This is a genomic window from Psychrobacter sp. SCQQ22, from assembly GCF_015864605.1.
GTDB lineage: Bacteria > Pseudomonadota > Gammaproteobacteria > Pseudomonadales > Moraxellaceae > Psychrobacter > Psychrobacter fozii.
In genome coordinates, this window is the sequence record NZ_JADYWZ010000001.1 from 378,494 (window position 1) to 403,971 (window position 25,478).

Here is a 25,478-nt window from a genome sequence, read left to right on the forward strand (position 1 = left end):
TTATATAACCTATCAACATAGGTTGATTCTACCGTAAACGCACGATTAACGGATAAAAATATTTCCATCCAACTATTCATCCTTTGAACGCTTTTTAGCCTCAGCAATCAACTCATGAATCTTAGCACTTTCCTTTAGCACACAAGCATCATAGGCGGAGAGTGGCTCAGACACATGCTCTTTTTCCTGATCTTGTTTGGCTTTTTCTTCTAAATACTTTTCAAGTTTATCGGCTTCAGAATCACCCATAGCTTATCCCTCATATGATTTTCACCCTATAAAAAACGGCACTGAAATCAGTGCCGTTTTATCAGTCGTGATAATTTAAAAGTTAACCACGACTTCTCAAATGCTGACGCACCATGTTATCAATCCCAGCTTAAAATCACCTTACCACATTGCCCACTTTCCATGATATCAAAGCCTTCTTGAAAGTCATCAATGTGCATGCGATGGGTAATGATGGGCGACAAATCAATACCGCTAATCAGCATTTGCTCCATCTGATACCACGTCTCCCACATCTCACGGCCATAAATACCTTTTAGGGTTAACGCCTTAAAAATAATCTTGCTCCAATCCACCGTGGTAGTGTTAGGCAAAATACCCAAGAGAGAGATTTTAGAGCCGTTATACATATTACTAATCATCGAATCAAAAGCCTGAGGCGAGCCTGACATCTCAAGCCCAATATCAAAGCCGTGCATTTTTAACTCAGCAATGGCGCCTTCGATGGTTTCACCCTTGGCTGGGTTTATCGTCATCGTCGCGCCCATTTTTTTGGCAAGCTCTAGACGATAATCACTGATATCACTGACCACAATATTACGCGCTCCTGCGAAGCGGCAAATCGCTGTTGCCATGGAACCAATCAGCCCTGCACCCGTAATCAGCACATCCTCACCAAGGACAGGAAATGAAAGGGCAGTATGAGTGGCATTACCAAAGGGGTCCATAATGGCTGCCATCTCATCGCTGATACGCTCATCGAGTTTGATGACATTATCGGCAGGTATCACCAAATATTCGGCAAACGCGCCATCGCGGTCGACGCCCACACCGATGGTGTTCTCGCACACATGGAGCTTACCACGGCGGCAGTTACGGCAATGCCCGCAAGCGATGTGTCCTTCGCCAGTGACTCGATCACCCACTTCAAAATGCTTCACACCATCGCCCATTTCACTAATGATACCGACGTATTCATGTCCGATGATCATCGGCGTCTTGATGGTTCTTTCTGACCACTCATCCCACTTATAAATGTGCAAATCTGTACCACAAATGGCGGTCTTTTTAATTTTAATTTTGACGTCATTGATGCCAACCGTAGGTTCTGGCATGTCTTGCATCCAGATGCCTTTTTTGGCATGGGCTTTAACCAGTGCTTTCATACTTTTCTCTTATTTAACGGTGTTGTGCTTAATGGTTGAATCTAGCGAGTGAATACCGAACAAATACCGAACGACGCTTAATCAATCACTTTCATTTGCTTGGCGACTTTGATGAAAGCGGCGATACACTGGTCGAGCTGCTCGCGAGTATGGGCGGCAGAGAGCTGGACACGAATGCGAGCTTCATTTTTGGGTACGACAGGATAGAAGAAGCCGATCACATAAATGCCTTCTTCAAGCAGTGCGTCTGCCATCTGTTGCGAGACATTGGCATCATAAAGCATAACCGCACAAATTGCCGATTCGGTGGGCTTGATATCGAAGCCCGCGTCTTGCATTTTCTTCACAAAATAGGCGGTATTTTCATGCAATTTATCTTGTAGGGTATTGTCTTGCGACAGCATCTCAAACGCTTTTACCCCAGCGGCCGCTACCATAGGAGGAATGGAGTTTGAAAACAGATACGGGCGTGAGCGTTGACGCAACATCTCAACGATTTCTTTTTTACCCGTGGTAAAGCCGCCAATAGCACCGCCAAATGCCTTGCCTAAAGTACCCGTGATCAGCTCAATGTCACCACGTAGATCAAACAATTCCGTCACGCCGCCACCAGTGTGACCGACCACGCCTGCTGAATGCGACTCGTCAATCATCACCATGGCATCATATTTTTGTGCCAACGCATAAATCTCATCCATTGGCGCCACATTACCATCCATTGAAAACACACCATCGGTGACAATTAAGCGAAAACGCTGTGCTTGCGCCGCTTGCAATTGCGTCTCTAAATCTTGCATATCCGCATTGGCGTAGCGATAACGCGCGGCTTTACACAGGCGCACACCATCGATGATTGAGGCATGATTTAACGAATCAGAAATAATGGCATCTTCGCTGGTTAGTAGTGGCTCAAAGGCACCACCATTGGCATCGAAACAGGCCGCATAAAGAATGGTATCTTCGGTATTAAAAAACTTAGAAATCGACGCCTCTAATTGCTTATGCAAATCCTGCGTCCCACAGATAAACCGCACCGATGACATGCCATAACCTGAGTTCTCAATAGCCTCGATAGCCGCCTTTTTAATCTCAGGGTGATCAGACAATCCAAGGTAATTATTGGCACAGAAGTTAAGCATCTCACGACCATCGGCGATCTTGATGAGTGCATCTTGCGGAGAAGTGATAACGCGCTCGTTTTTATACAGGCCTGCCGCACGGATATCGCTGATTTCTTGTTGTAGGTGTTTCTGAAAGTCTTGATACATAAAGATTCCTTTTTTAATATTATTAGCTTTTGTATTGATAATGCAGATATTAGGACTGCTGATAAAACCAAACTGTAGTCATTTTAAAATAAAATTGATACGCCCATATTGCCGTGCTACTGGTATAAATTTTACTTGCTTGCTGTGTTTACGCTGACAGAGGCTGCATAAAATATATCCCAGCATCACCGCATCGAGTGTAAAGTGAATAGACTATTTGCTTATTAGTATGGACTACCCACAAATCGCCAAATACTGACGCACGACATTATCCATGCCTTGTTCCAATGATTCAATCGTAAAGGCATGACCAATTGACACCTCAGCGATATCACTCAGCGCAAGCAGATCAGCCAAGTTATCTAAATTCAAATCATGACCCGCATTGACGCGGATACCGTTTTGATTGGCTAGGTTGATACAATCGCTAAAGCGTTGCTTGACCTCATCGAAATCAATATTGTCATCGCTCTTACCATTACTGTAAGCGCGCGCCCATTCTTCGGTATACATCTCGATCGTCTGTACATCGCTCTCGATGACTGCTTTGATTTGTTCGATATCAGGGTCGATGAATACCGCACAGCGTGTACCGAACGCTTCCAGCTCTTTGCTCAATGTTGATAAAAATTCATGATGTGTGATGATATCAAAGCCATGATCTGAGGTCAGCTGATCGTCACTGTCTGGCACGAGCGTACATTGATGCGGCTTTACTTCACGGATAATCTTCAAAAACTGCTCATTTGGGTTGCCTTCGATATTGAACTCAATCTCTGGATAGTCTTTTAAGAATGCACTGATATCATAGACATCTTGGTATCTGATATGACGCTCATCGGGTCTTGGGTGTACGGTAAAGCCTTTGATCCCTAGGTCAATCAGCTTCTTCACAAAGGTCAACAGGTTAGGGTAGTCAGTACCGCGAGAATTACGGATTAAAGCCAATTTATTCAAATTTACGCTAAACAATGTGCTCATAGTATTTCCTTTCTCATTGTTGTTATGGATAGATTCTTGGTTGTTAATGGCTAATAAAAATCGTTGGTATCAGCATACTTCTTATTCAATGCCTTTAAAATAGCATAAGTCTCTAAATCTATTTCGCCCGTTGGGTTCAGAGGTCGAAAATGTAGCTGAAACGCATAGACGACATCACGACTGGCTTTGTCCCACTCGTCACTATTATTGATCTGATAGCCATAATTTCTGAATTCTTGCTTCAGCTCAGGTATCGTGGCCGCTACAAATGCGTCTGTATCCATAAAAGCAACCTTATCAGCGTCATCATACCAAGCGCCGATACCATATTGCTTATACAGCTGTTGCCAAGGGAACTTAGCACCGGGGTCTATCTTACGTGAGGGTGCCATATCAGAATGACCGATGATATTCTTTGGTGAGATGTCATATCTGGCGGTGATATCTTGTACCAGCTCCGCGACCTTTTTAATCTGCAACTCGTCAAAAGCGACATAATGGTCATAAGGATGATACGCCAGCTTGCCGTCTTTTAGGGCATTTTGATACTCAGGTGCAATTCCTGTATTGACGATTTCTATACCGATAGAAGTATCATTTAATATCGTCCGTCCTGCAAAACTGCCATCACCTGCATGCCAAGCGCGTTCATTTTCTGGTACGAGGTTATAAATTTTATCATCGTCATTATCTAACACCAAATAGTGGGCGCTGACCTTGCCTGTGGTCAGTGTGTTGATAGATCGGTCATTGTCTGAGACCGTATAGTGCAGCACAATGGTTTTGATGCGCTCACTTTTGCCAGTGGCTTGGTAGGTTTTACTGTCCACGATGTAGCTCTTGGTGGTCGCTATTGGAAAGGTCGTGGTCACGCAGCCTGATAAAAATATCATGCCAAGAACAGTAGTAAGAAAGACGGTATTTTTTATCATATTATGTTTTGCTTAGAATAAATGATTTCATACATTTTAGTATCAGCCATTATGATGACTAAGGCGTGGTATTAAATCATAGTAGATTTTTGAATTGACAATATCTGCTACAAAAAATCCGCTAGGACTATAATCCGAGCGGAAACCATGATAAATCATTTTAAGTAGTTTGAGCGATGCACTAAATGAAAAAAGTGCTCGATACACGTAGGCTTATCTTCTTCTAAGAGTACCATCTGCACCTTTCGATCCATCTCTATCATACCAAGCAAAGCTTACCGTGTTGGTACCAGTCTTAGTAATGACTGTATCGCCATTGTCTACACATGGGCCATAGGTTATCTTTTCCCTGAACTCCATCTTATTGGCAGTTGTATTTAACAGCGTCAATACTCCGCCACATTGCAATGATGGATAGTCAATTTTATATTGACCGCCGACTATTGCAATCTTGATAGTCCAACTTTCCTCAATGTCATATTGATAACCTTGACCTTCCCATGTACCTTGAAAGCTATTGGTAGCTGATAAGGCCTGTAGATTTGAGTTCGCCTTAACCTTAGCAGTGTCTGACATCGCGGTTTGGCTACAGGCGCTTAATGCTAAGATGGGGATGGTCAGTAATAGTTTTCTATTAAACACTGATGGCTCCATAATAATGTTGACGTTCTATACAAATAATAATGAAACCCCTAGCAGTTGTATATCAATAATATTTTGTCATCATTCATAAAATGAAAGCTTGGCCGTATTTATCAGGGTCAGGTTTTAAGTTTTTTGAATCTTCTTAGCCAAGACCTTTTTCCAACTCTCTTCCAAACACTCAATCGCGAGCCATGGCTCGATCACATCAGCATTGTATTTCTCTTTAGAGTTGGCCAGTTGCCACAGTGTCTCAAGTGTTGCAAACGGATAGGGGCGTTCTATCAAGTAAACTGGTAAACCTGCATCAATCAGACCGTCACGTACGACTTGGAAATACCAGCCAGAGATACCTTGTTTGCTTACCCATGCTGCGATATTTGGCACTTTGGTAAACTGTCCGATTTGATCGTTAATCTTGTAGCAGGGGCGTCGCGGTTGAACGATACGTAGCTGAACGCAATCGCCATCATTACTATTGTCTTGACCGTTCTCAAAATGTCCACCATATTGAAAAACATCACCAATGCAAACCGTAGACTCAGTCATTTCCGGTAGGCCATTGACAGATTCGGTCGTAAGGTTTTCGCCCAATGTACCGACGCGTACCTTTAGGCCAAACTCTGTATTGATTCTCTCATAAGTCGCAGGCGCCAGTTGATGCACGGCTTTTAGCGGGCCGCCATGATGTTTACGATCGGCTTGCTCATCAGTGATCAAACCCATGAAATTGACCGCGACAGGCGCTTTGATTGGCGCTTTGTCAATGGCACTCAGTTGCTCACGGGTGAATGGCATAGATTTGCCAGCGCGGACGCAGGTTAAGTTGGCGATATGTAGTGGCAGGTCTTGGTTAAAATCTGGCTTGCTTTGTGCCGTTGCTGGTAGCGTAGATATCATCGGTTCTGTGCTCATAAGCCGCTCTGATGGTTGGTTGTTTTTTGAGGCAGTAATGCTGTCTGGTTGCTGATATCTTAGCGTAATCTTGAACCATTTTCAGAATATTTATCAGTGCGTGTACTAGACACAGAACCGCTTATTTTTACATAAAAAAAAGACCAGAATAATCATCTGGTCTTTTTGGTGGTACGTTTTTCAATGTTGAACAGATATCGTAATCAACAGTCTTATTTGTTTTTGTTACGACGACCCGCAGTTTTCTTTTCACGTGGCACAGCGACCAGCTCAGCCAACTGCTCTGGTGATGACCATAGGCCTTCTAAGTCATAGAACTCACGAGCTTGTGGCGTCATCATATGGACGACAACAGCGCCCAAATCGATCAACGTCCAATCAGAGTCGATACCGCCTTCACGGCCAAGTGGCATAAAGCCAGCTTGCTTGGCTTCAGCGCCGACACTGTCAGCCATCGCGCGTACGTGGCGCTTAGACGTACCATCAGCGATGATGATGCGTTCTGTTACGTCAGTCAAATCTTCTACATTCATCACAGTGATGTTTTTTGCTTTCATGTCGTCTAGAGCAGTTTCAACAACGGCTAAGCATTCTTTTAAGCGTTCTTCGGTCATGGTGTTGGTCATAAATTTTGATCTCTTGAATCGTAAATATTAAAAATAAAAAGGTAAATCGTCAATTTGCATGCGTTGGCATTGTCGAATGAACTAGATGTCGCCCGTCACATATACAGACAGGATAGGCAAAGTGACAAAGATAAGGCGATTTTAACGGAATTGAGCAGCAGAATATAGCTGATGGGCGATAATATATTGATAAACAGCAGGATTTAGCCATTTAGCTAATGGATTAAGTTCAGTATTGCACATGATATCATTTATTGGTTGCAAAGATGCGATTTGCATTTCGGCAGTATGCTTTATATTTAATATGTGAGGGATTTTCTGAAGTTTTTGACGTACTTGCGTGCTGGATACGGCTGTCACAGGGCGCGGGTCTATATAAATGTAACCTTGATAGTTATTTTTTAGAGCGCTGTTATTTACCAGTGCTTGAGCGTTGGGCATTATCAATTCATTCGGTGAGTCGATTACTAGACATTGCAGCTCCGCGGGTAGTTGTGACTGCAATTTGGTCACGTCTTGCGCTATGTGGTTTTCGTCTACTAATTTTTTCGTATTTTCGGCAAAACTGTTATTTTTAACATCAACATCAGACAGGCTATCACGATTAAAAATCCACAGATTGACATAGTCAGTCAGTCCAAGCCCTTCTTTCCATTTGCTTAAACTCAGCGCACTGTCCATGCCGATGATGAATATCAGACTGTCATGCGGATAGCGCTGCCGTAACGCGCGTACGCTATCGATGGTATAGACAGGTGGCGCTTGCCACAGTTCAAGCTCATCTATCTGTATGGGTGTATTGATTGTCGCTAGTTTTAACATAGCCAAACGATGCTTGGGATCGGTGCTTTGTTGTTTAAAAGGCGAGCGAGCATTGGGCAATAGTGACACATGCAACTCATGATTTAGCTGCTTCGCTAGCGGTAATAAATGCTGATAGACGTACATGGCTATTTGCAAATGACCTTTATGCACAGGATCAAATGAGCCACCAAGATAAGCACGGATGGCAGGTGTAGGGTGTTGAGTCTGTTTATGGTTAGTCATATTAAGCATAAATTGTTGGTCATATTAGATATAAATAGGTCAAATGGCTGGTAAGAAAAACGTGATAGTGGATTCAAAAGAAACGATAGCGCTATTGTAGTGGGCGGGTCAGCTTCTGTCATTAAAACGGTAATAAAAAGCCGACTATCATAGTGACAGTCGGCTTAGTTGTATATTGCTAATCACCAAAATTTTAATCAGCAAATTTCTTATCAATAAACAGTGTGACGATTAAATCAAATCGCTATGTGCCTGAATAGCGGTCAGTGCGATGGTGTAGACAATATCGTCAACCAATGCACCACGTGACAAATCGTTTACTGGCTTATTCAAACCTTGTAGCATCGGCCCAACACTGATGACGTTGGCACTACGTTGTACCGCTTTATACGTGGTGTTACCCGTGTTTAAATCCGGGAAGATAAAGACGTTGGCTTGTCCGGCAACGGGTGAATCAGGTGCTTTTTGTTTGCCCACACTCATGACCGATGCGGCGTCATACTGTAGTGGGCCATCAACGGCAAGCGTTGGCTCACGTTCACGAACGATTTGGGTCGCTCGAATGACTTTTTCAACATCTGCGCCTGTACCTGATGAGCCAGTAGAGTAGCTGATCATTGCTACTTTCGGTTCGATACCAAACGCCGCCGCAGACTGGGCAGACTGAATAGCAATTTCAGCCAGTTCTTCAGCTGTTGGATCAGGGTTGATGGCGCAATCACCATACACCACGACTTGCTCAGGTAGCAGCATAAAGAAGATAGAAGATACCAATGAATACTGTGGTGCAGTCTTAATCAACTGGAATGCTGGGCGTACGGTGTTGGCAGTCGTGTGCACCGCACCTGAGACCAATCCATCCACTTCACCCATCTGTAGCATGATAGTACCTAAGAACACGGTATCTTCAAGCTGTTCAGCAGCGACCAATTCGGTTGTTTTGCCTTTACGACGTTCAACGACAGCAGCGATATATTTGCTCATATCAAGCGTGTCAGGATCCATAATCTCAATGCCTTCTGGCAAGATTAAATCGCGATTTTTGGCAACTTGTTCCACTTCGCTGCGTTTTGCGAGCAGTACGCAATCAGCGATACCGCGGCTTTGACAGATACAGGCAGCTTCTACCGTACGTGGCTCAGCACCTTCTGGTAATACGATGCGTTTTTTAGCGGCTTGTGCTTTTTTGACCACTTGATGACGGAAGGCGGCAGGCGATAGGCGCGGCTGATGGTCATGGCTAAAGTATTCTTTAATCCAGCTTAGATTTAAGTGCGCGGCCACATAGCGTGTGACTTCTTGTGCACGCTCAATATCATCGTTTGGAATCTCAGCACTCATGTGCATCAAGCTCTGTACGGTCTCAAAGCTATCTGTTTCAACACTCATGACAGGAATACCTGTTTTGAGTGCAGATTGCCATAGCTCAGCGACAGTTGCATTTGGTGAGACGCCACCAGTCAGTACTAGACCTGCTAACGGGATACCGTTAATACAGGCCAATGCGGCGGCGAGTAATAAGTCATCACGATCGCCAGGTACGACGATGAGCGTACCACGTTTGAACACTTCATCAACGCGTGCGACTGAGCGAGCTGTCAAACTAATATGATTGATACGGCGTGTCTTTGCTTCACCGACATTTAACCAAGTGGCATCCAGCTCTGCGGCGATATCCCACGTACGGGGTACTGACAATGAATCACTAAAAGGTACCACGCCGATTAGGCGGAATCGATCGGTATCAAAATGCGGTGACAGACGCTGCACTTCTTGCATAAAGCCAGCATCCAAGCTGACCATAGCTTCGCCCGGTGCTACTGGCTGAGTGTCAAAGGTATTTGGCACATCGTGCACACGCATCAAGATGCAGCCTAAAGTACGCTCATGCGCGATACCGCCAAATTCACGAGCATGCACATCGAGCTTATCGGCTAAATGGGCTGGGTTTTTGGTATCGACCGTACTAACAAAGATGATTTTGGCATCTAAAGCGTGGGCAATAGCACGGTTGATTTGTGATGCATAAGAGGCTTCAGTAGTGGGTACTAAACCTTCACAAATCACGACGTCTTGGTCATCACCGATGCTATGGAAGTTTTCGATCACTTCTTCCATCAATTCATCAAGATTGCCATCACCAATCATACGCTCAACGCGCTGACGGTTGATAGATTTAGGCGGTGTCAGACCGAATGCATGCATGGTTAATGCGCTTGAGCTGTCTAGGCTGTTTTGCTTATCGAGCGTATCATCTTGCAAAAATGGCTTCATAAAACCGGCTTTGACGCCGTTATAATCGAGCGCACGAATGAGACCTAGCGCTGCTGATGTCAGGCCGATACCGCGACTAATAGGTACAAGTAAAATGGTTTGCATAGCATATCCTACTATTTATTTTATTATATCCGTGAGAGAGGTGTTGCTGACTGGCTAAAATGATGGCTGCTGCTTTCGCTTGCAGTGATTGGTCAGTAGAGCCGTTACTTAAAGGCTTATGTCATATAAAAATATTTATACGACATAAGCCCCTAAATAAGCATCACTGTAATAGCCGAGCTATTTTCTATTTTAGACCTAATGCTTGGCGGGTTTCTTTAGCGATTTGGCATTCTTCATCAGTTGGGACAACCCATAGCTCGATGCTACTACCTTCATCTTGGAAGCTGCCTTCTGCACCGCCGACTAAATCATTATTCTTTTCAGCATCAAACTTGATACCGAAGTGGCGCATAACGTCTAAGATGCGAGCACGTGTGGTTGCTGAGTTTTCACCAATACCACCAGTAAAGACGATACCAGTAAAGTCAGGTAGCGCACAGCTTAGGCTGGCTAGGTATTTACCAACACGATAGCAGAACATTTCGATGGCGAGTTGAGCGTCTTTATGGCCTTCATTCGCTGCTTGCTCGATCGTACGCAAATCATTCGACAGACCTGAGATACCCAATAAGCCACTTTCACTATTAAGCATGGTATCGATTTCTTCTAGGCTCATACCCAGTTTACGCTTGAGATGAATGTGCAAGCTAGGATCGACGTCACCACTACGCGTACCCATCATCAAGCCTTCAAGCGGCGTCAGACCCATACTGGTATCCAAGCTTTCACCGTTATAGACGGCAGTCGCTGAGCAACCATTGCCTAGATGAGCGGTCAGCCAACCATGTGGACCTTTAGCATCTGTAATTTCGCTGGCACGCTCTGAGACATAAGCATGTGAGGTACCATGGAATCCGTAACGACGGATTTTTTCTTCTTCGTATAGTGCTTTTGGAATTGGATAGCGATAGGCAACTGGCGGCATCGTTTGGTGAAATGCAGTATCAAAAACGACCACTTGTGGGATGTCAGGATAAATGGCTTCAACCGCTTCAATACCCAAAGCGTTTGCAGGGTTGTGTAGAGGTGCTAGGATTTTTAAGCGTTTTACTTCATCAAGTACATGTTGGTCAACACGGACGGCTTTTGAGTACTCACGACCGCCGTGAACCACACGATGTCCTACAGCGACGAAATGATATTGCTCAAGTAGTGCTAGGATTTTTTGAAGCGCTAACTCATGACGACCACCAGGGATGGTAATCTCAAGTTTTTCGCCGTTTAAAGTAGTATGTTTAATACGAGCGGTATCAAGCCCCAAGTTTTCGGCAAGACCGGTAATACGAGTGGATTCGTCTTCGCTGATTAGCGCATATTTGATAGAAGATGAACCACAGTTGAGAACCAAAGTAGGGTTGATAAGTTTTGATCTGCCAGTATTACGATCATTAAAGATGGGGGTGCTATCGCTCATGCTCTATCCTTAGATTATGTTTTTTGACAAGGGGTGAATCATAGCGGATTAATTTCCGCCGAACAAACAAAAATCAGCAGACCTTTCATAAAAATGAAATAAGCGATATCACGCTTACAGGTCTACCAATAAATCCCTACTCGTCACTTTGTTTGGTTGCTTCTAGCAATCCATCAAAGCGATATTTTCGGAGTATAATGTAACACAATTAGTATCTTATACCACAGTAACTATAAGGTTTAAGATTGAACATCGTCAAGCATTGTTACACCTGTGCACCGAATATAGCCATCAAATAGTAAGTGCTATAAAGGCAAGATTGCCCGCAATAAAAATTGTAAGAAAGTTTTTCAAAATGTGTTTAACCGTGTTTTGCACCATAAAACCGTGTTTCACACACAACAATTGCCATATAAATTGTGTCGGTTTTTCACAATTTACCAAATAATACGTATCAATTATTATCGTCATAAGCCGTATTTATAAATCATAAAGTTAGCAAAATTATTGGTCAATCACCCTCAAGAGGCTTACTGCTTTACTGATACAATGCTATGCTTACATAGATTATAATATTTTGAATATTTCAGTCGTAAACGTCATGTTTTCAATCATATTCACACTGCTGCAAGGTTATTTGCCCTATGCTTACTATACGCCGTGTTTCAAACACTGAGTGCAATTCTCATTTATCTATTAACGCCAGTTGCCGAGCCATTTCTGCATTGATTATCGGTAGTGCGGTCATGTTCGGGTTAACGGGCTGTGGGCAAAAGGGCGACCTCTATCTAGCCGATTCCAATAGCTCAAAGGCGGCAGGGTCAGAGATGCTGTCTAATGCTGGAGAGTCAAACAATGCAGCATCGGCAAGTAATGATAAACAGAACGCTCGCTATTTAGAGCAAGTACTATCAGATGTGAACGAAGATTCTAACGATTATTAATCGTATAAGAGCATCAATAATTCCGAATAAATTTACCTGATTTAACGAGAGATATAACCACAATGACTACAGTAACGACCCAAACAGAACAAGGGCTATATATCAACCCTGAAGCCTTAACTGCTCATTTGCCTGCGCTGAATTATCGCAACGATGCCTTACATATGGAGCAGGTCAGTATAACTGAATTGGTCGATTGCTATGATACGCCATGCTATGTCTACTCAAAGCAGGCGATATTGGATGTTTATCAGGCTTATACCGATAGCTTTGCCAGTCTAAAACATCAGGTATGTTATGCCGTTAAAGCTAACTCTAATCTTGCGGTGCTCGGTGTTTTGGCTCAGGCAGGTGCAGGATTTGATATTGTCTCACGTGGTGAGTTGATGCGAGTATTAGCTGCAGGTGGCGATGCTGCACGCGTTGTATTCTCAGGTGTTGGCAAAACTTATGGCGATATCGAGTATGCACTTACCCAAGGTATCGGCTGCTTTAACGTTGAGTCTATTAGCGAGCTGGCTTTAATTAATGAAGTGGCACAGCAACTCGATAAATCAGCACCGATATCTCTACGAGTTAACCCTAATGTCGATGCCAAGACTCATCCCTACATCTCAACCGGTTTAAAAGACAATAAGTTCGGTATAACCCACGAAGACGCCGTCGCTGTCTATGAGCAAGCTGCCGCGTTGTCGCATATCGATATCGTCGGTATTGATTGTCATATTGGCTCACAGTTGACGGAAGTAGAGCCATTCGTTGCTGCACTAGACAAAGTAATTGAGTTGATACATACCCTTCGTGAAAAAGGTATTGAGCTGCGCCATATAGATTTAGGTGGTGGCTTAGGGGTGCGCTATATCGATGAGACGCCAGTGTCTATGGACGAGTTTGCTGCTGCATTATTACCAAAACTAAGCGAGCTTGGATTAACGGTATTCTTTGAGCCGGGCCGCAGTATCGTTGCCAATGCGGGCGTGCTATTAACGCGTGTCGACGTGTTAAAGCCTACCGAGCATAAGAATTTCGCTATCGTCGATGCAGCCATGAACGACTTGATTCGTCCTGCACTGTATCAAGCAGAAATGGCAGTGATTCCAAGTGTGTTACCGAGCAAAGGTATCGATACGGATGGTACGCAACCATGGGATATCGTTGGTGCAATTTGTGAAACCGGAGATTTCTTGGCAAAAGGTCGCTTGTTAGCATTGGAAGCAGGAGATACATTGGCCATCACTGGTGCCGGTGCATATGGCTTTACCATGAGTAGCAACTATAATTCGCGTCCACGTGCTAGCGAAGTCATGGTGTCTGATAACCATCATCAGTTGATTCGTCCGCGTGAAACGATTGAATCATTATATGAAAATGAAACATTGTGGCAGGCGCAGTAAGGCGATTAAAGACGAGCCAAAACGGTCGCAGGATTTGATGATTGAAGAGAACCCATTGTGATAATGACAATGGGTTTTTTTATGACTGGATTTTGAGGAAGTTGTTTTTTAATTAAAGCTGTCTCTTAATTGCAGGCATGTCTTTAGTGGAAAGCAATACCATTCATAAAAATTAGAGTAGCAAGGAAAACGAGTGCAAGTACTACTCAGTACAAGCACTACTCACTGTAGACTAAACAAATTTGACACCGCTAATCGTATTTTTTGGGATTGGTATTATTATGATTGTATCTGACAGCGTGCTAAGATAAGACATACATAAAAATAGGATAGGATATCAAGGGTATGCTAATAGAATTTACTAAGATGCATGGTCTGGGCAATGATTTTATGGTCATCGATTTGGTGACTCAGCGCTTAGAATTAACCAAGGATTTGGTACAGTTATTGGGTGATCGTCATTTGGGTATTGGTTTTGACCAATTGCTCGTAGTTGAGCCACCTATGCGTCCGGATGTCGACTTTAGCTATCGTATTTTTAATACCGATGGCACAGAGGTCGAGCAGTGCGGTAACGGTGCACGCTGTTTCGCTCGTTTTGTACAGGCACGCAAACTGTCATTTAAACAGCGTCTACGTGTTGAGACAGCGAGTGGAATTATCACGCTGACCACAGACCGTTATGGCTGGGTAGAAGTCGATATGGGCAAACCCAAGTTCGAGCCAGATGAGATTCCATTTAGCCCAAGAGCCACTACCAAAATCCAAAACGCCTACCATTTGGATGTTAATGGAACACCCGTGCAGCTCTATGTCGCGAATATGGGCAATCCACATGCAGTTATCAAAGTCGATAATGTGCTCGATGCTGAGGTTGAGACCTTGGGTAAAGCCATCGAATCACATCCTGCGTTTCCAGATCGCGTCAATGTCGGCTTTATGCAGGTGATGAATCAACGTCATATTCGTCTACGGGTATTCGAGCGCGGCGTTGGTGAGACTCAAGCCTGTGGTACGGGTGCATGTGCTGCAGTGGCGGTTGGCATACGTGAAGGCTGGTTGGATGAAGGCGAAGAAGTGCGCGCGCAGCTGTATGGCGGCAGTATGATTATCAAATGGCAGCCGGGTTATTCAGTCATGATGACAGGTCCAACGGCCTTTGTTTATGAAGGCGTGTTTAGTCCAGACGGTCTAATGGCGCAAGCGGGTATCAAGCCTAATTCTGAAGGCTAAACTCGGATGGCGAATGGATAAATGCTATGGTCATCTTTAATAGGGCTATGTCCAATAAAAAAGGTCAGATAGAGCCAGCATCGGGTTCAGAAGTACAATCAGCAGCTTGGCTGTCAGACACACTGGCAGCCACGATAGAGTCGGACAAAGCGTTACGTGAGCTGTTAGCACCAGTGCATCGTTGGTTAAATACTTTATCGGTACGTAACCACTCGCCGCATACACTAACGGCTTATTTTGCTGGCTTGAACCAACTGGCGCTATTTTTACGTGGCAAACGGCTGACATGGACGCGCTGTGACAAGCGCCAATTAGCTCAGCATATCGGTCAGCGTATCGATGAAGACAAGCTTGCACTTGCCAGCGTCCAGCAAGAGCTGTCAGCGATTCGTCATTTTTATGGATGGTTGATTGAAGAAGGGCTAGCACGTATCAATCCTACCACTGGCTACCAGCTTAAGCGTAGCCCTAGACCCTTACCGTCTATCGCAGACGTAGATTTGCTTACTCAATTGCTTGACCAAGAGATTCCTGATACGCCTGAGCAAGCGCGCTTATGGTTACGGGATAAGGCCATGTTTGAGTTGCTCTACAGTAGCGGCTTGCGTGTGGGTGAATTGGTAGCACTAGATATGGCGGATGTAGATCTATCAGACCTACGTGTACGTGTAACAGGTAAAGGCAATAAGACACGCTTAGTACCCTTAGGGATAAAAGCAGCAGAGGCAATTACGCGCTATCTACCGCATCGTAATTTGTGGGTAGAGCAAATGGACACGGCATTGTTTATCAGTGAGAAATTAGGTACGCGCTTATCAACACGGGCAGTGCAGCAACGTCTAAAAGTTGCTGCTACTCGTGCTGGCATCTCGCAAAATATGTATCCCCATTTATTGCGCCATTGCTTTGCATCACACATGCTGTCAGGTAGTGGTGACTTGCGCGCCGTACAAGAAATGTTGGGTCATAGTGATATCAGTACCACGCAAATCTATACCCATGTCGATTTTGCCAAATTGACTCAAGTCTATGATCGCGCCCACCCGAGAGCAACTCATGCTCAACGCGACGATGACTCAAATCAAAAATAAGGTGTGTCGAATATTCAACACACCTTAATCATAACTTACGCTAAACGATGACAGTCAAAGATAGGCATTTTTTGGCGTCCTTGCTGTTGGGCGTGCTGATCTAATGATGCCAATACCATGGCGTAGTGCTTGCTGTCTTCCTGATTAGTAGCTTCATTCAATCCACTATCATCGTAATGGTTGATAACTGTACCATCATAAGCGGTAATCGCCGTGTGTCCCCACGTCTGACGTATATCACCATTCTTGTAAGTATGATCGCCACCTTGTGCTGCACCAATGACCATACACTGGCTGTCCAACGCACGTGCCTGTAGCAACAGCGACCAATGGGCTTGCCCTGTTAGATAGGTAAATGCTGACGGGGCACTTAATATGTCGGCACCTGCTTGACGTAGACGCTGTGCCAATGCAGGGAAGCGCAAATCAAAGCAAACCATCATGCCTAATTGATAGACCGTATTATTTGCTTCGAGTGGTGCAACTACAGTTTGTGTTCCTGGCTCAAAAGTGGCTGCTTCATTATAGCTACCGTGTTTATCCGCCACAGTGGCTGTGAACAGATGAATCTTGTCATAACGTGCCACTCGCGAGCCATCAGGTGCAAACAACTGACTGACTTGGCGTAGTCTACCATCAGGGACCACAATGCCGTCAGGTCGATAAGGGCAGGGTAGCGAGCCTGCTAGTACGTAGACACCATAAGTGCTGGCATAGTCTGCTATCGTCATCGATAGATCGTCAAAGCGCTCTGCAGTAGCAAACTGCTCGCCCATGCTACAGCAGTTCTCTGGTAATACGACAAGCTGAGCTCCTTGCGCCCTTGCATCAATAATCGCCGCTTTTATATCGGCTAAGTTTTTTTCAATATTCTGTTGGCTATTCATTTGGATGGCAGCAGTGGTCAATTGATTGTTCTGTGTACTATTCATGGTTGCGGTCTCAGTTATTTTTAGGTTAATTCGATTTGGTTATTTTGCAGTCGTGTATTTCATGATTTTTCTTATAAATTTTATATGATGATAAACCGATTTTTGATATTAATTATTTAGCAGTTAATGCTGAAATGCTAATATTTATAGGCTTTAATGAGAAAAGCGTAACAATTGTATCTGGCTAGAGTGTAAATTATCATAGCAAAATTGCGCCAAAAAATGCTATCGTCATGTCCTAATAACGTTAAACCACTGGTTTGACCAAAAATATTTGTAGAATATTATCACTACCGGAGTGTAATAAGCCGCCCATGAGTATGTCGTTCGGATTGGCGACCACGCTAAGCACCTCACAGAAACTGACCCCGCAGATGCAGCAAGCCATTAAATTGCTGCAGCTCTCTAGTCTTGAGCTCGCGCAAGAGGTTCAGATCAAGCTGGATAGTAATCCACTGCTTGAACGTATCGAAGATGATGACGATGAATACGAGCATGGCGGCGACGATATTATAGACGAGCTGAGCGACTCACTCACATTGGATAGCTGGAATCAAAGTACTGGCACTGAGTCATTTACTGCCAAATCCGACAGCAACACGACTACCTCTGACTATGATAACGAACTTGGTGATAGCTTTGATAAATTGCAGCAAGCCAATATCGATGATGGTGCCATAGACAATCATGCAATGGATAGTGACGACTATAGTAGTTTTGATAATAGTGCTGATAGTAGCAATTATGCATCGGCGGCTAGCAGTTCAGGGAGCAAAGGTGACGATGACTTTGATAGCTATCAAGGCGGCACCTCTGCCACTATCCAAGATCATGTGCGTTGGCAGCTGAACTTTAAACATCTATCAGAAGCAGATATGTTGATTGCCACCTATCTGATGGACTCTATGGATGATATGGGTTTTGTTCGGCTTGATATCGATGAGTTGTTGCAGAGCTTTGAGACCATGGCGAGCTTCTATCAATGGGATGAGTCTGTTGAGCAAGATGAGGTAATGGCTGTCTTGCGTATTATTCAATCTTGCGATCCACTAGGTGTTGGGGCACGAAATCTCAGTGAATGCCTAGCGATTCAGCTGTCCAAACTTGATAGTAATACCGAGTCTCTAAAAGAAGCACAAGCGCTTCTATCTGCCAGTGAATACTTAGTCAGCAATAATATCAAAGCACTGACCGAGCAGACAGGGCTCGCAGCTGAGAAAATCACACCTGCATTAAATTTACTACGCAGCTTAAACCCTTCACCAGGCTTATTATTCCATAGTAGTCAACCGGACTATGCACGGGAGCCAGACAGTTATGATATTCCTGATGTGCTGGTCACGCCTGTTCGTCGCCACAGTAGTAATACCACTGCAGGGAAAGATGCGCAAGAGGATGGCTGGCAGGTACGGCTCAATCCTGACACGCTGCCGAAGCTAAGAGTCAATCAAGAGTATGCCAACTTAGTCAAACGCGGTGATGATAGCCCTGACAATCAATATCTGCGTGAAAACCTCACTGATGCTCGCTTGTTTATTCGTAGTATCGAAGAGCGCAATCAGAACCTACTAAAAGTCGCCACCAGTATTGTGCGTTATCAGCAAGAGTTCTTACAACATGGTGCGACTGCCATGCAACCACTTATCTTAAAGGTCATTGCAGAAGAAGTTGATTTGCATGAATCCACGGTGTCACGTCTGACCACCAGCAAAACTATCCTGACACCACAAGGACTGTTTTCGCTAAAGCATTTCTTTTCATCACATGTTAGCAGTACAGATGGTGATGTTTCATCGACCGCTATCAGTGCCATGATTAAGCAACTCATCGCCGATGAAAATCCGAAAAAGCCATTATCAGACAGTCGTATCAAAGACAGTTTGTTGGTTGAAGGCATCGATATTGCCAGAAGGACTGTCGCCAAATACCGAGAAGCAATGAATATCGGATCGTCTACCCAACGTAAACAAAAATATTAAATGATGTAATTCAATAAGTTATAAGCACGCTTATATGTTGACCAATATATTTCAGACAGAATATAAAAAATAAAATTTTTTGATTATATAGAAACATGATAGAAACAACAGGTATTGTTACACTTAATTACAATTTAATGGCTTGCTACTATCTTAATTTCATGACAAATTAGAGTCATACCAACAACGCAATCTAAGTATCGATTTAGCATATTTACAATAGCAATCAGGAGATGATAAAAGGATATATCGGTATTTTACTGGATGTACTGGCTATAAAAGATAGTAGAGCGATTGTTGGTAAAGCAGGGTGATAAAAGCAGGAATGCTACTTCATCTGTTGACTGTAAGTACAAACAAAAGGACAATAATATGAATGTTTCTATCAGTGGTCACCATATCAGCGTTACTGAAGCTATGGACAAGGCAGTTCGTGAAAAGCTTGAAAAAGTAGAGCGTCACTTCGATCAGATACAAAGTATTAAAGTGATATTATCGTTAGATAACAGCGGTGCTAGTGATGGCGGTAAAAAAAGCCATAAAGCTGAAGCGATTATGCGAGTCTCAGGTCAAGAAATGTTTGTTCAAGCGTGTGAAGATGATATGTATAAAGCCATCAACGAAATGGCAGACAAACTTGATAGACAAGTGCGTAAATACAAAACCCGTCAAGAGCGCAAAAAGACTCAGGGTGCTGGACGTGATGAACGTTACGAAGACTTTACAGTCGATGATGTAGCACCAGCCGTTTAATTTGATGAGGTTTGGTAGATAAATATTTGTAGATATGATAGGTAATGAGTACTGGCTGACCAAATAATAATAAATAGTATAGACAGCCATATGATTTATATTTGATTCTACTGAACTGAAATCATAATACACAAAAAGGAAAAAGGCCTCAAACGTATCATACGTTGAGGCCTTTTCTAGTACTAGTATCAAGAAAGGAGAGTATCAGTAAGTCTATTCATTAATCAAAACTACTGATAATCTTTTTGAAAGCTTGGTTATAAGCCAAATGAAACCAGGATTCTATTCAACAAACTAAGCATATTACACTCAGTCTATTTAACCTACGATAAGTAAAGTGCAGTGACTAGCCGCCACCAACGGCTTGTACTACTTCGATGTTCATGCCCTCAACGATACGTAGCTGACTCAACTCACTCTTTGGAATAAGCTCACCTTCGACTTCTACGGCATAACGGCCTTGGCTAAGTCCAAGCTCATTAATAACCAATTGTACCGTCTGATGAGTGGTCTGTAGATGTTTGCCATTGACACTGATGTTGCTCATTGTATGCTCCTGAATGATGTAAAATTCTTTTGGACAGCACAAGTATCAATCACACTACACCTGCTGCTTATTCTATTTTTGATTGTTTATCTTAAATGCTGATAGCGCCAGACACAACCAGCCTACGATCATTAGCACACCACCGATAGGCGTAATCGCTCCAAACCAAAGTGGTGCGCCAAGTGTCATCGAATACAGACTACCGGCAAATATTATAATGCCAATCTGTAAAAGCCAAGCGGTCGTTTGAGTGATATATCTGAGGCGTATCAATAGTCCTACTAGCAGTAAGCCGAGCGCATGTACTAGCAAGTACAGTGTTGCCGTATGCCACCATTCGAGTTGCTGAGGACTGGCTATATTTTTCAAGCCATGCGCACCGAATGCGCCTAGCGCAACGGCGATAGCCATATTAATCGCCGCAATACCTACCCAATTTAACATGGCACACTCGTATTATTTAAAAGCGGTCGCTACTATAAAATAACGGCTATTGAATATCATCTGGCAAAATCACACTATCGATAGTCATTGCATCACGGATTTTGTCCATGGCATTTTTTTCGATTTGGCGCACACGTTCTGCTGAGATAGAGTAGACGGCTGCTAACTCATGCAAGGTGGATTTTTGCTCAGAGAGCCAGCGTTGCTCAACGATATCACGTGAGCGATCATCTAGTGTGCCCATTGCCGCTATTAATGCTGAAGAATTGTTTTCTTCCCAGTCGGCTTCTTCTAACTGTTCAGCAGGATCAATACCATCTTCTAAGAACAATTGCGGTGCATAGCGTCCATCGTCGTCATCACTCGATTGCGCTTCAAACGAGGCATCATAGGATGTAAGTCGTGACTCCATCTCTAACACTTGCTTGCGCGTGACATTCAAGTCATTTGCAATCGCATCTGCTTCTTCTAGCGTCAGTTGATTGTTGGTCTTTTTAAGACTACGCAAATTAAAGAATAATTTACGATGTGCTTTGGTAGTTGCAACCTTCACGATACGCCAGTTGCGAATCACAAACTCGTGAATCTCAGCTTTAATCCAATGCACCGCAAAGGATACCAAGCGCACGCCTTTGTTGGGATCGAAGCGTTTTACTGCTTTCATTAGCCCCAAATTACCTTCTTGAATTAAATCGGCTTGTGGCAGACCGTAGCCTGAGTAGCTGCGTGCAATGTGAATCACAAAACGCAGATGTGACATAACGAGCAGACGTGCCGCCTCGACATCACCTTCATCATAATAGCGATGCGCCAGCTCTTGCTCTTGTACTGGCGTCAAGATCGGAATTTGATGGACGGTATTGATATAAGCACCCAGATTGACCCCAGGCGCTGATAGATGCGTTGGCATTGCTGGTACCAAATCACGAGTACTGGTATCACCTAGCGCATCCGCATCATAAGGTGGTCGCTGTGCCGCAGCTTTCAAAGCTGCATCACGTGCTTCGTTTTTTACAGGTGCTGCATCGTCTTTTTTACTCGTTTTTGCAGCATCATTAGCAGTGTTAGCCATATTCTTGACCTTGATTAAATAGTGACGCAAATAGTAAGATAAAAATATTTATAGTTGTAATTGTAAAGGATAGCGACGCTTAGTTGCTATCAGTTTTGGTAATGATGAAGTGATATATTGTATCGAAACGCTGTGATGGTGTGCTATCTGTTGTCTGTTGACTGGTAACACTATTGATGGTCAATAGCAGTCGATTGGTCGTGTCTGTTTGCTTACTTTGTCGACAGAAAGCAGCGATATCCGCTTGTGAATTGGCATCAGTTGCGACCACATACAATGATTCACCAGCTGCAACATTGCGTAATGCCACTTTGGTTTTCAAAAGCGGCATTGGACAAGCAAGCCCACGTCCATCCACGAAACGTATAATATTGATAGGGGATTGCTTTGCATCTGCTTCGTTATTTGAATCAACATCGTTCACCGACAGCAATGCCAATAGGTTATTAATATTTTGTTGCTCAGTACCAGAAAATTTTTCTGATAAGTTTATGAAGTCAGGTGCATGGATGATGGTGGACTGGCTATCAACAGACATAAAACAACCCTTATAAATACCAATACTGTGGTTTGTACTACTATTTGTATTGTCAATAGTTCGCTTTCAAGCATCGTTAATTTTAAGAATTTTTATTGAATACCTTGTGCTCGATAGCGACGTAAACCTATTGTTGTAACTGCCATTATAGCAAATAGCTAGGGTCCAATTGAGTTGAATATAATCAACTCAACATTCGGTTCATTAGAATTACACAGTCATGTTGCGCAATAGTGACACGCCGCTTAGTTATTGGTAGTCAAACCTATACTAAAATTGACCTTATATGCACAAGCTCGTATAGTCGAGAGGATGTTGTCATTACTCACCTGCATAGGATAAGCATTTGTATCACTCCAATAGACAGTCGATTCTTGATAGCGCAGCCATGAATCACTCAAATAAATATGTGGTCGCCACACCTTCGTTTGGGCGGGTGTCGCTGTTGTGCGAGCGAAAAAAGAGCGCTCTGTCTATAGCGGTATCGAGCATGTTTATATTAGGGGTTTCAACAGCATTATTGATGGCCACAACGGTTGCCAATAGCAGTGAGTGGAACAGTAGTAATAGCAGCAGCCAAACGTCACAATACAATTATAACTCATGGCAATCCACGGACTCCGAAGATTTAGACTTACCCAACTTGCGGGGTCAGGGCTTGAGCTTCGCTGAGCAGTATCAAAATAAGCTGCTAGGCGAATGGTCACTACGAAATATCAATGGTGGCGTTAAGATGGAGCATGATCCTTGGATTCAAGAAACGCTCAAAGACATGACGTGGCGTTTGAATGCTCAAGCACGGCAGCAAGCGTTAATGGGCTTGGTGCTTATTGATAATCCGAGTATCAATGCTTTTGCAGCACCAGGCGGTGTCATCGGTCTAAATACAGGCACTATATTGGCCGCCAGTAGTATGGACGAGCTTGCTAGTGTGGTAGCGCATGAAGTGGCACACATTAGCCAGCATCATTATGAAAGTGGTGTGGATGATCGAAAAAAAGCATTGCTCATGCAAGTAGGTGGCATGCTAGCAGCAATTGCTGCATCAGCAATCGATGGTGATGCGGCGACAGCCGTTTTGATGGGTAGTCAAACCGCTACGATGAACAGTAGCATGGCATTTAGCCGCAGTAATGAGCGAGAGGCTGATCGAATAGGGATGCAAATCATGACTCAAGCGGGTTATGACCCAAGAGCCATGCCGCGGTTTTTTGCCACCATGAATCAACGAAGTCAGCTCAATAAAGTTGAAAACCAGTTTTTGCCAAGTTTTATTATGTCCCATCCACTGAGTAATGAGCGTTTGAGTGATTCACAAAGTCGCGCGCAGAGTTATCCTTCATTATCATTAAACCAGCAGCAACGTCATCAGGCATTGTTTGATTTGCTCTATTGGCGTGTACAGATTACTGGTAAGCATGCTTCTGAGAACGTATTGACGACTGCTGCAAAGAATAGCGTCGGTGCCAAATTGGCTTTGATGCACTGGTATAGTGAACAGCAACGTTTTACAGATGCTAACAAGCTACTGGCTGAAATCGATGCATTATCAGCGACACAGCGTCAAATATTAGAGCCTTTATTGTCAATTACTCACAGCTATATGCTAACAGAACAAGGTAAGTGGTCAGAAGCTGCACAAATTTTAGAAAGCCAGCAGCGCATCTATCCTGAGCGTCGTGATCTACGACTTTACTTAGCGGAAGCACTCACCAATAGCAACCAGCCGACACAAGCACAAGCATTGCTCAAACCACTAACCGAGCAGCAGCCAAGCGATCGTTATGCTTGGCAAAGTCTACAACTGGCCAATGAAAAGTTGGCCAAAACCACGACTTCACCACAGCTGGCCAATATTGCCACTATCAATGCATTGCGTTACCGCAGCCAAGATCAGCTATGGAGCAATCGCTACGAAAGTGCACTCATATCGCTTACACAAGCCAAGCAACTGACGGAACAATTGCAGAATACACCGCAAGCCAATAGTGCTCGGCCGCTTTTAGCCAATATTAATGCAGAACTCAAAGCAGTAAAAACCGCCAAAGACTTTAAGCCTTAGGCGGTTGTTTTTACAGACAGAGAGACAGACCTACCAATCAATAGTAAGTGCTAGCCTTGTAGGGCGTCTTTTACCATCTTAGAGATAAGGGCTGGATCTGCACGGCCTGCCGTTTTGTTCTTTAGTACACCCATCACGCTACCCATATCACGCATAGACGTTGCACCTTGCTCAGCGATTTCAGCATTGACTAGAGCAGCAACTTCATCATCGTTCATTTGCTTAGGCATAAACCCATTGATAATATCAATTTCGAACTGCTCTTTGGTTGCTAAGTCATCACGATTGTTTTCTGTAAAAATAGTGAGTGATTCTTGACGCTGTTTCAACTGCTTTTGTAATACCTCTAATACTTGTGCGTCATCTAGCTCTATCCGGCGGTCAATCTCAATTTGCTTGATGACTGCTTGTACGTTACGCAATACTTTAACGCGCTCAAGCTCACGCGCTTTCATAGATACTTTGATGCTGTCTGATAAAGTTTGTTTGAGTTGACTCATTGTTATTATCCTTATTCGTTAAGAGTTATTTATTCAGATTTTGAGCAATAATAAAAATTGTAGCATAAAAAACGCCACTGATATCAATGGATAACAGTGGCGTTAATGTAGCACTTGTACTTAACTAATCTTATTATGGATTAGTACATACGAGTAGTACGAATAGTTTCGCGTTGTAACTTCTTTTTATAACGCTTTACGGCAGCAGCTTTTTTACGCTTGCGTACTTGCGTTGGTTTTTCATAAAACTCACGCTTACGTACGTCTGACAATACACCAGCTTTTTCACATGAACGTTTGAAACGACGGATAGCGATATCTACTGGTTCGTTTTCTTTAACCTTAACTGCAGGCATGAAGACTCCTCGATTAGGATGAGATATAAAGG

General features: G+C 43.6%; 25 protein-coding genes. 7 read left to right on the plus strand and 18 right to left on the minus strand.

Annotated elements, in window-relative coordinates:
* Positions 1–72: 72 nt before the first annotated feature.
* The 11 genes from I6E84_RS01595 to I6E84_RS01645 form a co-directional block, all read right to left on the minus strand.
* Positions 73–249, minus strand: coding sequence for a hypothetical protein (locus I6E84_RS01595; protein WP_197215691.1), 177 nt, complete (start codon positions 247–249; stop codon positions 73–75).
* 119 nt (positions 250–368) lie between these two features.
* Entirely contained in the window at positions 369–1,394 is a 1,026-nt protein-coding gene (tdh, locus tag I6E84_RS01600) for an L-threonine 3-dehydrogenase (protein ID WP_197215693.1), read from the minus strand.
* 77 nt (positions 1,395–1,471) lie between these two features.
* Positions 1,472–2,662, minus strand: coding sequence for a glycine C-acetyltransferase (gene kbl / locus I6E84_RS01605; protein ID WP_197215695.1), 1,191 nt, complete (start codon positions 2,660–2,662; stop codon positions 1,472–1,474).
* A gap of 234 nt (positions 2,663–2,896) precedes the next feature.
* A complete protein-coding gene (locus I6E84_RS01610; protein ID WP_197215697.1) occupies positions 2,897–3,643 on the minus strand; it encodes a pyridoxine 5'-phosphate synthase in 747 nt (248 codons plus the stop codon).
* 50 nt (positions 3,644–3,693) lie between these two features.
* The gene (locus I6E84_RS01615) at positions 3,694–4,575 is read right to left on the minus strand and encodes an N-acetylmuramoyl-L-alanine amidase (RefSeq protein WP_197215699.1); all 882 of its coding nucleotides are present in this window, start codon (positions 4,573–4,575) and stop codon (positions 3,694–3,696) included.
* Positions 4,576–4,788: 213 nt separating this feature from the next.
* Complete coding sequence (locus I6E84_RS01620) at positions 4,789–5,217, minus strand: hypothetical protein (protein WP_197215701.1); 429 nt, start codon at positions 5,215–5,217, stop codon at positions 4,789–4,791.
* Between the two features lie 126 nt (positions 5,218–5,343).
* Complete coding sequence (locus tag I6E84_RS01625; protein ID WP_110921902.1) at positions 5,344–6,117, minus strand: MOSC domain-containing protein; 774 nt, start codon at positions 6,115–6,117, stop codon at positions 5,344–5,346.
* Between the two features lie 227 nt (positions 6,118–6,344).
* On the minus strand, positions 6,345–6,758 hold the full coding sequence (gene rsfS / locus I6E84_RS01630) for a ribosome silencing factor (protein WP_110921901.1): 414 nt from the start codon (positions 6,756–6,758) through the stop codon (positions 6,345–6,347).
* A gap of 141 nt (positions 6,759–6,899) precedes the next feature.
* Complete coding sequence (locus I6E84_RS01635; RefSeq protein WP_227681261.1) at positions 6,900–7,805, minus strand: nicotinate-nicotinamide nucleotide adenylyltransferase; 906 nt, start codon at positions 7,803–7,805, stop codon at positions 6,900–6,902.
* A 231-nt stretch (positions 7,806–8,036) separates the two neighbouring features.
* Positions 8,037–10,184, minus strand: coding sequence for a phosphate acetyltransferase (gene pta, locus I6E84_RS01640; protein ID WP_110921899.1), 2,148 nt, complete (start codon positions 10,182–10,184; stop codon positions 8,037–8,039).
* Positions 10,185–10,371: 187 nt separating this feature from the next.
* On the minus strand, positions 10,372–11,601 hold the full coding sequence (locus I6E84_RS01645; RefSeq protein WP_197215705.1) for an acetate/propionate family kinase: 1,230 nt from the start codon (positions 11,599–11,601) through the stop codon (positions 10,372–10,374).
* Positions 11,602–12,245: 644 nt separating this feature from the next.
* Here I6E84_RS01645 and lptM point away from each other — a divergent pair.
* The 4 genes from lptM (at position 12,246) to I6E84_RS01665 (ending at position 16,263) form a co-directional block, all read left to right on the plus strand.
* The gene (lptM, locus tag I6E84_RS01650) at positions 12,246–12,545 is read left to right on the plus strand and encodes an LPS translocon maturation chaperone LptM (protein WP_197215707.1); all 300 of its coding nucleotides are present in this window, start codon (positions 12,246–12,248) and stop codon (positions 12,543–12,545) included.
* Positions 12,546–12,607: 62 nt separating this feature from the next.
* On the plus strand, positions 12,608–13,939 hold the full coding sequence (gene lysA, locus I6E84_RS01655) for a diaminopimelate decarboxylase (protein WP_197215709.1): 1,332 nt from the start codon (positions 12,608–12,610) through the stop codon (positions 13,937–13,939).
* A gap of 345 nt (positions 13,940–14,284) precedes the next feature.
* Positions 14,285–15,172, plus strand: a complete 888-nt coding sequence (gene dapF / locus I6E84_RS01660; RefSeq protein WP_110921895.1) for a diaminopimelate epimerase — start codon at positions 14,285–14,287, stop codon at positions 15,170–15,172.
* A gap of 47 nt (positions 15,173–15,219) precedes the next feature.
* On the plus strand, positions 15,220–16,263 hold the full coding sequence (locus I6E84_RS01665; RefSeq protein ID WP_197215711.1) for a tyrosine recombinase XerC: 1,044 nt from the start codon (positions 15,220–15,222) through the stop codon (positions 16,261–16,263).
* Between the two features lie 35 nt (positions 16,264–16,298).
* Here the strand turns inward: I6E84_RS01665 and I6E84_RS01670 are convergent, their stop codons facing one another.
* Positions 16,299–17,195, minus strand: coding sequence for a nitrilase-related carbon-nitrogen hydrolase (locus I6E84_RS01670; protein WP_197215713.1), 897 nt, complete (start codon positions 17,193–17,195; stop codon positions 16,299–16,301).
* 314 nt (positions 17,196–17,509) lie between these two features.
* Here I6E84_RS01670 and I6E84_RS01675 point away from each other — a divergent pair, with 314 nt between their 5' ends.
* Positions 17,510–19,174, plus strand: a complete 1,665-nt coding sequence (locus I6E84_RS01675) for an RNA polymerase factor sigma-54 (protein ID WP_197215715.1) — start codon at positions 17,510–17,512, stop codon at positions 19,172–19,174.
* Positions 19,175–19,546: 372 nt separating this feature from the next.
* Complete coding sequence (hpf, locus tag I6E84_RS01680) at positions 19,547–19,927, plus strand: ribosome hibernation-promoting factor, HPF/YfiA family (RefSeq protein ID WP_197099730.1); 381 nt, start codon at positions 19,547–19,549, stop codon at positions 19,925–19,927.
* Positions 19,928–20,273: 346 nt separating this feature from the next.
* On the opposite strand, the gene thiS is transcribed toward hpf, so the two are convergent.
* The 4 genes from thiS to I6E84_RS01700 all read right to left on the minus strand — a co-directional run bounded on the left by thiS (position 20,274) and on the right by I6E84_RS01700 (position 22,528).
* The gene (gene thiS / locus I6E84_RS01685; protein ID WP_110921891.1) at positions 20,274–20,474 is read right to left on the minus strand and encodes a sulfur carrier protein ThiS; all 201 of its coding nucleotides are present in this window, start codon (positions 20,472–20,474) and stop codon (positions 20,274–20,276) included.
* A gap of 72 nt (positions 20,475–20,546) precedes the next feature.
* Positions 20,547–20,918 (minus strand): DUF423 domain-containing protein, encoded by a 372-nt coding sequence (locus I6E84_RS01690; protein ID WP_197215717.1) that lies wholly within the window; start codon positions 20,916–20,918, stop codon positions 20,547–20,549.
* A gap of 46 nt (positions 20,919–20,964) precedes the next feature.
* Positions 20,965–21,828, minus strand: a complete 864-nt coding sequence (gene rpoH, locus I6E84_RS01695) for an RNA polymerase sigma factor RpoH (RefSeq protein ID WP_197099889.1) — start codon at positions 21,826–21,828, stop codon at positions 20,965–20,967.
* A 241-nt stretch (positions 21,829–22,069) separates the two neighbouring features.
* Positions 22,070–22,528, minus strand: coding sequence for a sulfurtransferase TusA family protein (locus tag I6E84_RS01700; RefSeq protein WP_197215719.1), 459 nt, complete (start codon positions 22,526–22,528; stop codon positions 22,070–22,072).
* Positions 22,529–22,916: 388 nt separating this feature from the next.
* On the opposite strand from I6E84_RS01700, the gene I6E84_RS01705 reads away from it, so the two are divergent.
* A complete protein-coding gene (locus tag I6E84_RS01705; RefSeq protein WP_197215721.1) occupies positions 22,917–24,590 on the plus strand; it encodes a M48 family metalloprotease in 1,674 nt (557 codons plus the stop codon).
* 50 nt (positions 24,591–24,640) lie between these two features.
* On the opposite strand, the gene I6E84_RS01710 is transcribed toward I6E84_RS01705, so the two are convergent.
* Positions 24,641–25,090, minus strand: coding sequence for a GatB/YqeY domain-containing protein (locus tag I6E84_RS01710; RefSeq protein WP_197215723.1), 450 nt, complete (start codon positions 25,088–25,090; stop codon positions 24,641–24,643).
* Positions 25,091–25,230: 140 nt separating this feature from the next.
* Positions 25,231–25,446 (minus strand): 30S ribosomal protein S21, encoded by a 216-nt coding sequence (gene rpsU / locus I6E84_RS01715; RefSeq protein ID WP_110921885.1) that lies wholly within the window; start codon positions 25,444–25,446, stop codon positions 25,231–25,233.
* Positions 25,447–25,478: the final 32 nt, after the last annotated feature.

Coding starts and splice junctions, on each gene's coding strand:
- I6E84_RS01595 (WP_197215691.1), bottom strand. CDS start 249: ATGGGTGATTCTGAAGCCGATAAACTTGAAAAGTATTTAGAAGAAAAA.
- tdh (WP_197215693.1), bottom strand. CDS start 1,394: ATGAAAGCACTGGTTAAAGCCCATGCCAAAAAAGGCATCTGGATGCAA.
- kbl (WP_197215695.1), bottom strand. CDS start 2,662: ATGTATCAAGACTTTCAGAAACACCTACAACAAGAAATCAGCGATATC.
- I6E84_RS01610 (WP_197215697.1), bottom strand. CDS start 3,643: ATGAGCACATTGTTTAGCGTAAATTTGAATAAATTGGCTTTAATCCGT.
- I6E84_RS01615 (WP_197215699.1), bottom strand. CDS start 4,575: ATGATAAAAAATACCGTCTTTCTTACTACTGTTCTTGGCATGATATTT.
- I6E84_RS01625 (WP_110921902.1), bottom strand. CDS start 6,117: ATGATATCTACGCTACCAGCAACGGCACAAAGCAAGCCAGATTTTAAC.
- rsfS (WP_110921901.1), bottom strand. CDS start 6,758: ATGACCAACACCATGACCGAAGAACGCTTAAAAGAATGCTTAGCCGTT.
- I6E84_RS01635 (WP_227681261.1), bottom strand. CDS start 7,805: ATGACTAACCATAAACAGACTCAACACCCTACACCTGCCATCCGTGCT.
- pta (WP_110921899.1), bottom strand. CDS start 10,184: ATGCAAACCATTTTACTTGTACCTATTAGTCGCGGTATCGGCCTGACA.
- I6E84_RS01645 (WP_197215705.1), bottom strand. CDS start 11,601: ATGAGCGATAGCACCCCCATCTTTAATGATCGTAATACTGGCAGATCA.
- lptM (WP_197215707.1), top strand. CDS start 12,246: ATGCTTACTATACGCCGTGTTTCAAACACTGAGTGCAATTCTCATTTA.
- lysA (WP_197215709.1), top strand. CDS start 12,608: ATGACTACAGTAACGACCCAAACAGAACAAGGGCTATATATCAACCCT.
- dapF (WP_110921895.1), top strand. CDS start 14,285: ATGCTAATAGAATTTACTAAGATGCATGGTCTGGGCAATGATTTTATG.
- I6E84_RS01665 (WP_197215711.1), top strand. CDS start 15,220: ATGTCCAATAAAAAAGGTCAGATAGAGCCAGCATCGGGTTCAGAAGTA.
- I6E84_RS01670 (WP_197215713.1), bottom strand. CDS start 17,195: ATGAATAGTACACAGAACAATCAATTGACCACTGCTGCCATCCAAATG.
- I6E84_RS01675 (WP_197215715.1), top strand. CDS start 17,510: ATGAGTATGTCGTTCGGATTGGCGACCACGCTAAGCACCTCACAGAAA.
- hpf (WP_197099730.1), top strand. CDS start 19,547: ATGAATGTTTCTATCAGTGGTCACCATATCAGCGTTACTGAAGCTATG.
- thiS (WP_110921891.1), bottom strand. CDS start 20,474: ATGAGCAACATCAGTGTCAATGGCAAACATCTACAGACCACTCATCAG.
- I6E84_RS01690 (WP_197215717.1), bottom strand. CDS start 20,918: ATGTTAAATTGGGTAGGTATTGCGGCGATTAATATGGCTATCGCCGTT.
- rpoH (WP_197099889.1), bottom strand. CDS start 21,828: ATGCCAACGCATCTATCAGCGCCTGGGGTCAATCTGGGTGCTTATATC.
- I6E84_RS01700 (WP_197215719.1), bottom strand. CDS start 22,528: ATGTCTGTTGATAGCCAGTCCACCATCATCCATGCACCTGACTTCATA.
- I6E84_RS01705 (WP_197215721.1), top strand. CDS start 22,917: ATGAATCACTCAAATAAATATGTGGTCGCCACACCTTCGTTTGGGCGG.
- I6E84_RS01710 (WP_197215723.1), bottom strand. CDS start 25,090: ATGAGTCAACTCAAACAAACTTTATCAGACAGCATCAAAGTATCTATG.
- rpsU (WP_110921885.1), bottom strand. CDS start 25,446: ATGCCTGCAGTTAAGGTTAAAGAAAACGAACCAGTAGATATCGCTATC.